At 29.5% G+C, this 13,662-nt stretch carries 11 protein-coding genes and 1 riboswitch; of the genes, 4 read left to right on the forward strand and 7 right to left on the reverse strand.

Annotated elements, in window-relative coordinates:
* Positions 1-196: 196 nt before the first annotated feature.
* From IAA47_00420 to mgtA, 7 genes are all read right to left on the reverse strand, one after another.
* Entirely contained in the window at positions 197-1,120 is a 924-nt protein-coding gene (locus IAA47_00420) for a carbon-nitrogen hydrolase family protein (protein MBU3841459.1), read from the reverse strand.
* A 26-nt stretch (positions 1,121-1,146) separates the two neighbouring features.
* A complete protein-coding gene (locus IAA47_00425; protein MBU3841460.1) occupies positions 1,147-1,983 on the reverse strand; it encodes a WYL domain-containing protein in 837 nt (278 codons plus the stop codon).
* Between the two features lie 84 nt (positions 1,984-2,067).
* On the reverse strand, positions 2,068-3,246 hold the full coding sequence (locus tag IAA47_00430; GenBank protein ID MBU3841461.1) for a M20 family metallopeptidase: 1,179 nt from the start codon (positions 3,244-3,246) through the stop codon (positions 2,068-2,070).
* 34 nt (positions 3,247-3,280) lie between these two features.
* Positions 3,281-4,093 (reverse strand): MetQ/NlpA family ABC transporter substrate-binding protein, encoded by an 813-nt coding sequence (locus IAA47_00435; GenBank protein MBU3841462.1) that lies wholly within the window; start codon positions 4,091-4,093, stop codon positions 3,281-3,283.
* A gap of 20 nt (positions 4,094-4,113) precedes the next feature.
* Complete coding sequence (locus tag IAA47_00440; GenBank protein MBU3841463.1) at positions 4,114-4,794, reverse strand: ABC transporter permease; 681 nt, start codon at positions 4,792-4,794, stop codon at positions 4,114-4,116.
* Positions 4,775-5,809 carry an ATP-binding cassette domain-containing protein gene (locus IAA47_00445; GenBank protein MBU3841464.1) on the reverse strand — a complete coding sequence of 345 codons (1,035 nt, stop codon included), beginning with the start codon at positions 5,807-5,809 and terminating at the stop codon, positions 4,775-4,777. The genes IAA47_00440 and IAA47_00445 overlap by 20 nt, the downstream gene beginning before the upstream one ends.
* A gap of 77 nt (positions 5,810-5,886) precedes the next feature.
* Positions 5,887-5,974, reverse strand: a riboswitch (SAM riboswitch).
* Positions 5,975-6,030: 56 nt separating this feature from the next.
* Positions 6,031-8,772 carry a magnesium-translocating P-type ATPase gene (gene mgtA, locus IAA47_00450; GenBank protein ID MBU3841465.1) on the reverse strand — a complete coding sequence of 914 codons (2,742 nt, stop codon included), beginning with the start codon at positions 8,770-8,772 and terminating at the stop codon, positions 6,031-6,033.
* 574 nt (positions 8,773-9,346) lie between these two features.
* Between mgtA and IAA47_00455 the strand changes: the two genes are divergently transcribed.
* From IAA47_00455 to IAA47_00470, 4 genes are all read left to right on the forward strand, one after another.
* Entirely contained in the window at positions 9,347-11,989 is a 2,643-nt protein-coding gene (locus IAA47_00455) for a tetratricopeptide repeat protein (GenBank protein ID MBU3841466.1), read from the forward strand.
* A gap of 75 nt (positions 11,990-12,064) precedes the next feature.
* Positions 12,065-12,541, forward strand: coding sequence for a DUF2004 domain-containing protein (locus IAA47_00460; GenBank protein MBU3841467.1), 477 nt, complete (start codon positions 12,065-12,067; stop codon positions 12,539-12,541).
* A 12-nt stretch (positions 12,542-12,553) separates the two neighbouring features.
* Entirely contained in the window at positions 12,554-13,300 is a 747-nt protein-coding gene (locus IAA47_00465) for a DUF4261 domain-containing protein (protein ID MBU3841468.1), read from the forward strand.
* 27 nt (positions 13,301-13,327) lie between these two features.
* On the forward strand, positions 13,328-13,662 hold a 335-nt coding region (locus IAA47_00470), incomplete at its 3' end, for a DMP19 family protein (protein ID MBU3841469.1).

Raw genomic sequence — 13,662 nt, forward strand, 5'->3', positions numbered from 1 at the left:
AATGCAAGGGTTAAGTCTTCGACTTATTGAATTTTTTAGCATTCGATTTCACTGAGTTAATCTAACTTCTCTTCATAAATTACACAATTCTTTGAGTTTTCTTAAATTAATTTACTGGCTGAGTAGTTACATTTTCTAATACTAGTAATTGAGCAATTCTAGAAATTCATATTACTAAAATTTTAGTAGTATGGATTTATTTATCATCAACCTTTAATTGTAAAACATCAGGTCTAGAGTAGTGACCACAAACATCAAACTCCATTCTACTCATAGGAACTTTATTCATATCTAACTCTGCATAGATAATCTCTTCTCTATCCCAGACAGGTTCAGTTTCATAGTGTCCATAAGGGTCAACTATACAGCTTCCTCCTCTACAAACTATATTATCTAATCTATCTATCTCCTCTTTAGAAAGTAAATCTTTAGGATAATCATCTTTAGTAAAATACATATCACAGTTGATAAAGTAGCAGTGTCCTTCAATGGCAATATGTTTTATTGTATCTTGCCACTCTTTATTATCATTTGTATTAGGAGAGATATAGATAGTGATACCTTTTTCATAAAGAGCAACTCTAGCAAGAGGCATATAGCTTTCCCAACAGATTAAACTTCCAATGTTACCCCAAGGTGTATCACATACAGGGAAATAGTGTTTGTTAGCATCTCCCCATACCACTCTTTCACTTCCAGTAGGTTTTAATTTTCTATGAACTGATACAATCTCCCCTTCTGGAGAAAATATAATATTACTATTATATAAAGTAGCAGTTTCTAAATCTCTTTCCGATACTCCAATACTCACATAGACTTTATATTTTTTTACAACTTCAGCAATAGCATCAGTCTCTTTTCCAGGAATAACTATTGAGTTATCATAGTACCTTTTCCAATCCACTCTTCCAAACTCTTTTCTACTTCCAACAGTAAAGCCAAATGTCATTCCATAGGGATATCCAGGGATAAAAAGTTCAGGAAAAACTATAAGTTCACTTCCTTTACTGGCACTTTCCTCTATATAATCTATAACTTTTTTTACACACTCATCTTTGTTGAAAAGTATAGGTGCTGCCTGTACAACTGCTATTTTACATTTTTCTTTTAAATCTTTCATATTAAACCTCCATTTTAATATATTATCTAATTCTCATATTTTTCTAGTGCTAACTTATATTTTTGTATAAACCACTCCTTTAGAGAGAGAGGCTCTAGTATTTTTACATCATCTAAAAAATATGCAAAATATCTTTTAGCTTGCTCTTCAGAACATCTAAATTCATAGATATCTCCATTTTGAGAGATAGTCTCTGGACGGTTGAGTGCAAGAGTAGAGAGAAGTTTTTGTCCCTCCTCTGTTAAAGAAACTTTTATTTTTTTCCCTTGAGATAAAAAAGGATCAAAGTTTTTTATTACATTTTCAATAAAATCTTTATTTTCCCATTCTTTTTCCTCTTGAGTTATAAAAATAGTTTTGGTATTACTAAGCTTATAGTTTTTATATCTCATCTCAAGAAAGTCATAACAAAATATGTAGTTTCCCAATTCTAGCTTAGAGCTGCCAATATAAAAAGGGAGAATAGAAGTTTTTCTCTCATCATCAAAGGTAAGCTTTAAAACTCTTTTATTTTTAATTCCATATTTTATACGATTGACAATATCCTCATAGAGAAATAGCTCTCTCGAACTTTTAGATTGATGAGTATATCTATATATCATTTTTCTTATAAAGTCAGCCTCTATCTGAATTTTTTGCTCAGCTAAAATATCATAATAAATATTTCTATTGTTTTTATTGAGATTGAATTGAATAATCCCTTTATTATCCTCTTCACTATAAATGTTTTCAATTCTTTCCTCTTTCAATTTGTCAAAGATATAATTTATAAGAAAGTTTTTAGTAACTTTAAAACTCTGACAATCAGCCTCAATAATATCAATAGCACATTTATTAAGTGTTACACGAATTTTTTTTTCCATTATATAATCCTTTCAAAAAATATAGAGGAGTTTCCTCCTCTATATTGTAACATATTTAAATAGTTTTCAGCTATCTTTTTCTATCTACTGATTTCTTATATTTTTAAATTGAGATTTTATTAAATTTAATTTTTCAGGAGAAGTAAGTAGTTCATATCCTAAAATGGCTAAGGCTTTTCCTCCTAAGATTAAAGCTTCATTCCCACAAGATGATTTAGCAGCTTCAGCAAATTCCAAACTATGCCCTGCAACATCAGAGTTACAAATTTTTATACTAGGTTGAATAGTTGGAATAACTTGGCTAACATTTCCAACATCAGTAGAACCAATTCCTTTTTTATGTTCTTTACTAACTTCTACTCCTAATCTTTTCATAACATCAACATAAAAATCATCAAATATAGGAGTAGGTATTACATTATCAACTCTGTTTTGAAAACTTGAAACATTCTCTTTACAACCTGTCATAGTAGCTGCACCTTTAGCTATTGCAACTACTTTTTCAGTCACTTCATCACAACCTTCTTTAGTAGCTGCTCTTATATAAAAACGAGCTTTTGTATAGCTTGGAATAATATTAGGAGCATCTCCACCATGAGTTATGATACCATGTATTTTTATATCAGGAGTAAGATGTTGTCTTAAAGTAGCTATTCCATTGAAAAAGTGTAAAAGAGCATCTAAAGCATTCTTTCCTTTTTCAGGACAACCTGAAGCATGAGCTGGAGTTCCAAAGAACTCAAAGTCTAAAGGGTTTACAGCTAAACTTTTTCCAGTTGTTAAGTTCTCTGTACCTGGATGTATAATCATAGCTACATCAATATCTTTAAAAAGGTTTTCCCTAACAAAAGAACCTTTAGCACTTCCATTTTCTCCACCCTCTTCAGCAGGGCAACCAAAAACAATAACTTCTCCAGGAGTATTTTTTAAAGTTTCTCCTAGAGCAATAGCTCCAGCTATACTAATACTTCCTATTATATTGTGCCCACAAGCATGCCCTAAGTTTGGAAGAGCATCATATTCAGCTAAAAAGCTTATCTTAGGATAAGCTCCGAGAGGAGATTTTTTTCTAGCTATAAATCCTGTTGGATGACCAGCTATATTTTTTTCTATTTCAAAACCATACTCTTTTAAAGTGTTTGTAAGTAATTCACAAGCAAAATACTCTTTATTTCCAACTTCTGGATTTTTATGAATCTGTTGGCTCACTTCTATAAATTTTTCTCTATTTAAATCAATAAAATCTATAATTTTTCTTTCCATAAATATCACTCCTATTAGTTAACTATTATATTTTTTAGAATACAGGAACAGATGAACCTTTGTAATATTCGATTATTAAATCTTTTATTTTTTGTGATTGATAAACTTCTACTACTCTTTTTACAAGAGGATTATCTTTGTTGTCTTCTCTGCTAGCAATAATATTAAAGTAAGGTTTTAACTTTTCATTTTTAGCATCTTCCAAAAATAATGAGTCTTCTAATGGAGAATAATTAGCTTCTACAGCAACTCCATTATTTATAACAGCTATATCCACATCATCAATAGATCTAGGGATTTGAGTTGCTACAAGTTCAACAATTTTTAAATTCTTAGGATTAGAGATTATATCTTTAATTCTAGGAAACAATCCTGACCCTTCTGCTAATTTTATAAGTCCTGCTTCTTGAAGTAGGATTAAGGCTCTTCCAGAGTTAGAGCTATCATTAGGTATAGCAACAGTTGAATTATCCTTTAGTTGTGATAAATCTGTAATTTTTTTAGAGTATATTCCCATAGGGGCTATCACAGTATAAGCTATATTTTCAATAGTTAAATTATGTTCTTTCTTAAAAGTATCAAAGTATATCTCTGTTTGAAAAGCATTTAAATCTATCTCTTTTTCTTGAAGAGCTAAGTTTGGTCTAATATAATCTCCAAAACTAACAAATTTCAAAGTTATGTTTTCCTTTTTTAATTCATCTCTCACTGTTTCCCAAACAATACTTTCATCTCCATTGATTCCTAGTTTAATTATATTTTCTTGAGAAATTTTTTCACCACCACAGTTAACAAAAAGTAGTGTTAGAATTGATGTAATAATGATATATTTTAATTTTTTTAACATAGTATCTCTCCTTTTATATTTTAGTGTTTAATTTTTTGAATAAGTTTTTCCCCTATCCATTGTATAGTTGTAATCATAAGAATTAAGATTATAATAGTTACTACCATAATATCTGTTTTAAAATGTTGATATCCATATCTGATGGCAAAATCTCCAAGTCCCCCACCACCAACTGTACCAGCTACTGCAGAAAAACTAATAAGACTAACTGTTGTAATAATTAGAGCATATATGATTTCTGGGAGAGCTTCTCTTAGAAGAACCCTATAGATTATTTCAAATGGAGAGGAACCCATAGCATAAGCTGCTTCAATTACTCCAGAATCTACACTAGATAGAGCTGATTCAATTTGTCTAGCTATAAATGGAGCTGACCCAAAGATTAAAGGAACAATCGCTCCCTTTAGTCCTATTGTAGTTCCTACTATAAATCTAGTTACTGGGATTAAAGCTGCTAATAGAATAACAAAGGGAATAGACCTTAATATATTTATTATTCTAGCTAAAGTTGTATTTATAAAGGTATTTTCTAAAATACCATTTTTTTTAGTAACAGCTAGGGCTATTCCTAAAATTATACCAATGAGAGTTGAAATTATACCAGCTATAAATACCATTATAATTGTTTCTCCAAGTGCTGTATAAAGTTCTTCACGATAGTATATTACATTTTTTAAATATTTATATGCAAATTCCAACATTTTTTAAAACCTCCGTATCTATATTGTTTTGGTTTAAGTAGTTTATGGCATTTGAAACCTTTTCTTCACTTCCTTCAAATTTAACAATGAGATTTCCAATAGATGTTCCTTTAATAATTTCAATATTACCAAAAAGAATACTAGCATCTATATCCAATTTCCTAGAAATTTTTGAAATATAAGCTTCCTCAGCATTTTCACCTATATATGATAGCTTTATAAAATGCTCATCAGGTTTTGATGGTAGATTTTCAAGATATTCAGATATTTTTTTACTATTAAATATTGTAGAAAGAAATTTTTTTGTAATATCAGCTTTTGGTCTTGAAAATACTTCTACAATATCTCCTTGTTCCTTAATTTCTCCATCTTCCATAACTATAACTCTATCACATATTTCTTTTATTACTTCCATTTGATGTGTTATTAGGATAATTGTAACTCCTAATTCTTGATTAACTTTTTTTAGAAGCTTTAGAATAGAAATTGTAGTTTCAGGGTCTAGAGCAGAAGTAGCTTCATCACATAGAATTATATCTGGTTTATTAGCAAGAGCTCTTGCTATACCTACTCTCTGTTTTTGTCCTCCAGATAGTTGAGATGGATAATTCTCCTTTTTTTCTTTTAAGTTAACTAGGTCAAGTAACTCCTCTACTCTTAAATCTATCTCCTTTTTAGATAAGTTACTTCCCTTTAATGGATAGGAGATATTTTTAGAGATGGTTCTACTTTTCATTAGATTAAAGTGTTGAAATATCATTCCTATTTTTTTTCTAATTTCTCGAAGTTCTTTATCATTTAGAGTATTTAGTGTGACTCCATTAATGATAACTTCTCCAGTAGTGGGTGGTTCTAAGAGATTTATACATCTGAGTAGTGTACTTTTACCTGCTCCAGAGTATCCTATAATCCCTACGATTTCCCCAGGATTAAAAGAGAGATTGATATTTTTCAATGCCTCTACTTTTTTTCCATTGTCATAGTAAGTCTTGCTGATGTTCTTTAGTTCAATCATAAAATCCTCCCTAGAAAAAAAATTATAAAAAAAACTCTATTACCATCAAGTAATAGAGTTGGATACAAAATTAGTATCTTCCATCTGTCTGGAATTAGCACCACATCTATAAGATAGGTTGCTGAAACGTCATAGAGCCAGTCTCTCGGTTTCTCTTGATGGTTTGTTTTTTGTTGTTGGGCTAATTATATACCTAAGAATACTATTTTGTCAATATTTTTTTATAATAATTCTCCATATTTTTTAATATACTGTTTTTTAACTAGTGTAACTAGTAGCATATATCCTACTATTGTTAGGATTAAGAAGAACCAATAGATAAGTGGTAATTGAGTTAATCCTAATAGATTTCCTAAAGGAGTATATGGAATTATTGAAACAACTAAAATTCCTAACATTGTAAGTACAGTTACAGGTAAAGAAGTTATACTTTGAATAAAAGGAATTTTTGGAGTTCTTATCATATGGATAACTAGAGTTTGCGACCACATAGACTCAATAAACCAACCTGTTTGGAACATAGCTTCATAAGCTGCTCTCAATGTTTCTTGCTCAACTGGGATAGAATTATATAGTACTCCATTTGATACAAACATAGGGCAGATAACAAAATACATCAATAAGTATGTAGTTATATCAAATATAGAGCTAGTAGGTCCTATCCATAACATAAATTTTCCAATAGAACTTGCTTCCCATTTTCTAGGAATTTTTAAAAACTCTTTATCTACATTATCCCAAGGGATAGCAGTACAAGATAGGTCATAGATTAGATTTAATAGAATTAAGTGTATACTCATCATTGGTAAAAATGGCAAAAAAGCACTAGCAATCAATACAGAAAACATATTACCAAAATTAGATGATGAAGTCATCTTTATATATTTAATCATATTAGCATATGTTTTATGTCCTTCTATAATTCCCTCTTCTAAAACCATCAAATCCTTTTCAAGTAAGATTATATCAGCAGATTCTTTGGCTATATCAACAGCAGTATCTACTGATATTCCAATATCAGCTTCTTTCATAGCAGTGGCATCATTTATTCCATCTCCCATAAATCCTACTATATGACCATTTCTTTTCAAAATTTGTACTATTCTAGTTTTTTGTAAAGGAGATAATTTAGCAAAAATATCTACTCTTTCAACAGTTATTGCAAGCTCTTCATCACTCATATTATCAATATCAGAGCCAAGTAAAATTTCACTATTGTTAAGGCCAACCTTTCCACATATACTTTTTGTTACCTTATCATTATCACCAGTTAGAACTTTAGTTCTCACTCCATACTCTTTTAAAGCTGAGATAGCTTTTGCTGTTGTAGACTTAGGAGGATCTAGAAAAGCTAGGTATCCCATAAGTACCATATCCATCTCATCACTTACACCAAAACTTTCTACAGGAGAAGGGTTTGTTTTTTGAGCAAGAGCAATAACACGAAGTCCATCTCTATTTAATTTATCAACAGTTTTTAATATTTCTTCTTTTATTTTTTCGGATAACAATACTATTTTATCTTGGTACTCAGTGTACTTACAGATAGAAAGCATCTCTTCAACTGCTCCTTTTGTAATCATCTGTCTTTTACCTACATGATCTTCAACTACTACAGTCATACGACGACGAGAGAAGTCAAAGGGAATCTCGTCAACTTTTATATATATTTTATCTAAATCTATGAGTGAACTATCTTTTTTTCCCTCTTCATATGTTTTTTCAATAATAGATATATCTAAAAGATTTTTTAATCCAGTTTGAAAGTAACTATTTAAAAAAGCATGACGAAGTACACGATTATTTTCATTTCCATGGACATCCATATGATACTCCAAAACTACTTTATCTAAAGTTATAGTTCCAGTTTTATCAGTACATAATATATCCATAGAGCCAAAATTTTGTATTGAATTGAGATTTTTAACAATAATTTTCTTTTTTGACATAGCTACAGCACCTTTAGCTAAACATGTAGTAACTATCATTGGTAACATCTCAGGAGTTAATCCTACAGCTATTGAGATAGCAAAGAGTAAAGCTTGTATCCAACTTCCTTTAGTAAATCCATTTATAAAAAATACAATAGGAACCATTATCATCATAAAACGGATAAGCAACCATGAAACAGAGTTAACCCCCTTTTCAAAGCTAGATTCAATTTTTTTCTCAGAGACTAACTCTTTAGATATTCCACCAAGTATAGTTCTATCTCCAGTAGCTATAACTATCCCTATTGCAGAACCACTTATAACATTACTTCCCATAAAAACTAAGTTATTTAATTCAGTTATAGCAAGAGAGATATCAGATACTTGATTGGCTTTTTTTTCTATAGGCTCACTCTCTCCAGTTAAAGATGATTGACTGACAAAAAAATCTTTAGATTCAATTATTCTTAAATCAGCAGGGATAATATCACCAGCAGCAAGATATATAATGTCACCAATTACGACATTTTCCAAGGGAATCTCTTTTTTATTCTCACCATATCTTTTAACTGAAGTTGTAGTTGTTATCATAGTTGAAAGAGCTTCAGCAGCATTATTACTTTTTTCCTCTTGAATAAAACGTAGGATACCAGATATTGTAACCATAGTTGTAATTATAATTACTGTAATTGGTGAAAAATCTTCTAGGGTATTATTGTACCAAGGAATAATCATATCTGTGATTGTAGATACAATAGCTAAACAGAAAAGCACAGCTGTAAAAGGATTTATAAAAGCTTCAACTATTTTTTTTATAAAAGATTTTTTACTACCATGAGTTATAATATTTTTTCCAAATATCTCTAAAAGATGTTTAGCATTTTCATTAGTAATTCCCTCTATAGAACTATTTAGAATTTGAAAAATCTTCTCAGTAGACAAAAAAGAGAACTCTTTTATTTTTTTACTTTCTTCATCTCTTAAATTTTTTGTATTTAAGTTTGTTCTTATAATATTTTTTAATTTTTTCATAGCTATCCTCCTAAATTTAAAAATTTTGATTTAGATAGCATATATTTAAAAGAACTGGGCAAGTTTAAAAACAGACATAGAAAAATATGTCTGATATATATTGAACTTTTAAACATATACTACTGCCACTATTTTCTACGTCCATTTTGTACCTCCTAAAAATCAAGAAAATAAAAACTCCATACCAAGTCAAACAATGGTATGGAGAAAAATCTAAAATAAATATAAAAAATAGTTCTATTTTTTACCACCGTTTGAGCTTTAACTCTGCAGGGCGGTGAAGTTACATTAGATAACACCTTGGTTTCGATGTTGCCTGTTCAAACCAACGCATAGTGTCTCCACTATTTTGCGGCAGTAACCCATATCCCTGTAGTAGCCTTACTTACCGGAATTATTAAGTTGTCTAAAGTATAGTATAAAATTTTTTAATTGTCAAGAAAAAATTTATTAGATTCCTATGTTAAAGAAATAATAGTAAATTTTTTTCTTTTTTATTTTGATACCTTTAGATATAAAATGTAGTATAATATATAAAAGGGGTTTTATTTATACAACTTAGGGGGGGATACTTATGTCAATATTAACTAAAGAATTAATTAAAAAATTTGAAGAGGCAGAATATCTTAATGAAATACTAAAAAGTCTAGAGAGATTACAAAAAGAAAAAGGCTATACTGATGAAGAGATGGATAAAGATTTAGATGTTGCTCTTTGGAGAGCTTATGTTTATAATAATATGGATTCCTATGAATTTTTTGAATTATCAGAGAAAACTTTATCTAAAGTAAAGGAAAAAGGGATAAAAAATGGAGTCTGGTGTTACAGGTACTCTTGTGCTCTTGCCTATCTTAGAAGATTTGATGAAGCATTAAAATATAGTAGATTAGGAACAGAGGTGGAACCAACATATCCTTGGGGATGGTTGCAATTAGGTAAGCTCTGCTATAAGTTTAACTTATTAGATGAAGCTTTTAATGCTATTGATATGGGATTAAAACTTGTTCCTAATGATTATGAATTTTTAACTTTAAAAGATGATATAGAAAATGATAGGGGATACGCTTATGCAAACTCTCATTACATAAATGAGGAAATTGATAAAAGCTCAGAGAAAAAACTTATAGATATTGATGATGATAAATTATACAAGGAGTTTTTAAGTAAGAGTGAGTTAGAGAAAAAATTAGATATCTTACATAAAGAGGATAAAAATCAAGAGATTATAGAGATAATTAATTCTCTACCTAAAGAAGAATTAACTTATAATATACTTGGAAGACTTGCAAGAGCTTATAATAATAATGATGAGTATGAAAAGGGAGAAGATATTTTATTAATGATAAAAGAGAGAGGGGAGAAAGATTCACTATGGAATTTCCGTATGGGATACTCTTGTTATTATTCAGGAAAACTCAAAGAAGCTCAAAAATATTTAGAGAGATGTTTGGAATTAAATCCTGATGAACTAGATGGAGATATTCTTTTAAGATATACTTATTCTGATTTAGCAAACAAAAAATTAAATGAAGGAAAAAATGAAGAGGCGATAGAATATTTAAAAAAAATAATAGCTATAGCTAAAGATAACGAGGGAATTATCTATGGAGAGTCTGAATTAGCTTGGGCATATGACTATATGAGAGAATTTGAAAAAGCTTATAAACATTTAGAAAAAGCTAGAAAATTAGGAAGAGATGATATTTGGTTACATTCTGAATTAGGATACTGTTTAGAAGGATTGAATAGATATGAAGAAGCTGTTGAAGAGTTTAAAAAAGCTATTGATATGGGAAGAGATGATATCTGGATTTTTACAAGATTAGGGACAGTATATAGAGAGTTAGGAAAATATGATGAAGCACTTGAAGAGTATTTTAACGGGTTGAAGATTGATAATAATGATATCTATATAAATTCAGAAATAGCATGGATATATGATACAATAAAAAATGAGTGTAATATAGGACTAAAGTATTTAGAAAAGGTAAAAGAATTAGGAAGAGATGATGCATGGATAAACTCAGAGTTTGGCTGGGTTTATAATTATCTTGAAAAATATGAAGAGGGGTTATTATATCTAGAAAAAGCCAAAGAGTTAGGAAGAGATGATGTTTGGATAAACTTTGAAATAGGTTACTCTTTAATGAGATTAGATAGGAAAAAGGAGGCCTTAACTTATTATTTAAAAGCAAAGGAGTTAGGGGGAGATAACGTAGGAATATATAGTGAATTAGGCTATTGCTTAGATAGTCTAGAAAGATATGAGGAAGCTTTAGTATATTTAGAAAAAGCTAGAGAGTTAGGGAGAGATGATATTTGGATAAATTCAGAGATAGGTTATTGTTTGAGCAGATTAGAGAGATATGAAGATGGACTAATATATTTGGAAAAGGCAAAAGAATTAGGAAAGAATGATATTTGGCTTTACTCAGAGTTGGGATATTGTTTAAAAAAATTAAAAAAATATGAAGAGGCTTTAGTTTACTATGAAACAGCAAATAGTATAGGAAGAGATGATGAATGGTTAAATGTTGAGATAGCAGAGTGTCTAGGAGAGTTAGGTAGAATAGAAGAGGGGATAGCAAGGTTACAAAAAATACTTACTTTTAAAGAGTGTGATGAAATATTATTAAACTCTCAGATAGGATATATGTATGGAAAGATAAATAACTCTAAAGAAGCTTTAAAATACCTGTATAGAGCTGAAGAGTTGGGGAGAAAAGATGTTTGGCTTTATTCAGAGATAGGTTGGAACTTAGCTGATAATTTAGAAACTTATCAAGAGGCTCTTGAGTATTTTAATAAAGCAAAAAATTTAGGAAGAGATGATGCTTGGCTAGAGGGACAAATTGGGTTTGTATTAAGTAAACTGGGAAATTATAATAAAGCAATAGAACATTTGGAGAAAGCAAAGTTTACATTGCCAAATGATAGTTGGATAACTTATCAATTAGGTAGTGCTTATAGAAAATCCGGAGATGTTGTAAAAGCTATTGAGATTTTAGAACAATCACTGATAATTACACAATTTAGAGGTTGGGTAGAATTAGAATTAGCATTTTGTTATGCTTTAATTGAAGAGAAAGAGAAAGCTAAAAAATATTTAAAAGAAGCTGAGTTATATATAGGTGGAGAAAAGGAAAATTCATCAGAAGTAAAGAGAGATTTTGAAATGGTAAAACAACTTCTTCAAGCAACAGATTATAAAATATAAGAGAACTTAGAAAAACTCTAGCTTTCGTTAGAGTTTTTTTGTATAATTAGTATTATAGTTGGAAAGGAGTAAGATATGAAATTAAGATTTTTTGGAGATATAGATATCAATAAAGAATACCATGAAACTAAAATTCATTTAAATGATAGAGATATAGTATTGGACCTAAATTTAGATGAAGTGATTGGAGAAAAAGATTGGGTATTACAGTATGATGAGTATGTTTCAAAACTAAGTGTTTTTAGAGAAAGAATTGAAGAAAAGTTGAATGAAGACTTTGATGAATGGGGTATTACTAAGGAATGGATAGATTGGCACATAGAAGAGCTAGATAAGCAAGATATAGAGAGATTAACTACAGGAATAGATCCAAAATTACCAGTAGATGAGAAAATATTTACTGCATTAAACTTAGTAAGAGTAGGAGTTTATCCAAAGTATGAAGAGTATGCAATATGGGACTTTATGTTGGATAAGAAAATTAGTAATCAAATACTTGTAGTAGTTACTGATAATCAAGGAAATATTTTAGATATTACTTGGGAAAGTTAAGGAGGAATAGTTATGGAAAAAAATAATTTAATTAATGGATTTATTCTTTTTAAGGATACAGATTGTAATTATGAAGAGATTAAAAAAAATCTAAAAAAAGATTGGAATATAGATATAAATAGTGAGGTAAAAGAGAGTTCAGTTGTATTTAATGTTGGAAATACTATGGTAGCTCTTTCATTCATTGAAACACCAGTTCCAAATGGAGAAGCAGAAGCCAATGCTAAAAATAATATTTTTTGGGAAAACGGAGTAGAGAAAACTTCTGAACATAAAGCACATATGATAGTAGCTATAACTGGAGGAAAAGATCCGGTAAAAAGTGCTAAACTATTTGTAAAAGTAGCTTCAAGTATATTAAAATTAAAAAATACAATAGGAATTTATAAAAATCCAACTGTAATTCCCTCAGATTTCTATATTGAGGTAGCTGATGAGCTAAGAGAGGATTCATTTCCAGTATTAGATGTAGTTTACATAGGAATGTATAGAAGTGATGATGGTATATGTGGTTATACAGAGGGATTAGAGTATTTTGGTAAAAAAGAGATAGAAATAATTGATACAGATGTTGAAGTATTAGAGTTATATGAATTTTTAATAGATATAGCTAATTATGTAATCACTTGTGATGCTAAATTAGGTGATGGAGAGACAGTTGGATTTTCTCCAGAGCAAAAACTTCCTATTTCAATTTCAAAGGGAGTAGCTTTAAAGCAAGATACAGTAAAAATAGAGTTCAATAATAGTAATAAGTAAAAATTTGATATAAATAAGGAGAGAGTGATGATAGATATAAATGAAGATTTATGGTTTGATACTTTTGAGGAGTATTCTATAAAATTTGGAGATGTAAGACCAGATTATAAAAAATTAAAGCCTGAGGAAGCTGAGATGGGTGCACTATTCAATATGGAATTAGATATGCATAATGGAGGTTTTTTACAATTTTATTGTAACTGGGGATATGAAGCTTATATATATGCTTTAAGAGGATTAGAGAGTATAGGAGCATTAGAAACTAAAAAAATTCTTGAGAAGCAATATGGTGTAATAGCTAGATTAAAAGATGATAAGAGAGTAGATGAACTTTGGGCTATTCCTGAATTTTTAAAGGATAG

This window comes from Candidatus Fusobacterium pullicola, assembly GCA_018883725.1.
Lineage (GTDB): Bacteria > Fusobacteriota > Fusobacteriia > Fusobacteriales > Fusobacteriaceae > Fusobacterium_A > Fusobacterium_A pullicola.

Coding starts and splice junctions, on each gene's coding strand:
- IAA47_00420 (MBU3841459.1), bottom strand. CDS start 1,120: ATGAAAGATTTAAAAGAAAAATGTAAAATAGCAGTTGTACAGGCAGCA.
- IAA47_00425 (MBU3841460.1), bottom strand. CDS start 1,983: ATGGAAAAAAAAATTCGTGTAACACTTAATAAATGTGCTATTGATATT.
- IAA47_00430 (MBU3841461.1), bottom strand. CDS start 3,246: ATGGAAAGAAAAATTATAGATTTTATTGATTTAAATAGAGAAAAATTT.
- IAA47_00435 (MBU3841462.1), bottom strand. CDS start 4,093: ATGTTAAAAAAATTAAAATATATCATTATTACATCAATTCTAACACTA.
- IAA47_00440 (MBU3841463.1), bottom strand. CDS start 4,794: ATGTTGGAATTTGCATATAAATATTTAAAAAATGTAATATACTATCGT.
- IAA47_00445 (MBU3841464.1), bottom strand. CDS start 5,809: ATGATTGAACTAAAGAACATCAGCAAGACTTACTATGACAATGGAAAA.
- mgtA (MBU3841465.1), bottom strand. CDS start 8,772: ATGAAAAAATTAAAAAATATTATAAGAACAAACTTAAATACAAAAAAT.
- IAA47_00455 (MBU3841466.1), top strand. CDS start 9,347: ATGTCAATATTAACTAAAGAATTAATTAAAAAATTTGAAGAGGCAGAA.
- IAA47_00460 (MBU3841467.1), top strand. CDS start 12,065: ATGAAATTAAGATTTTTTGGAGATATAGATATCAATAAAGAATACCAT.
- IAA47_00465 (MBU3841468.1), top strand. CDS start 12,554: ATGGAAAAAAATAATTTAATTAATGGATTTATTCTTTTTAAGGATACA.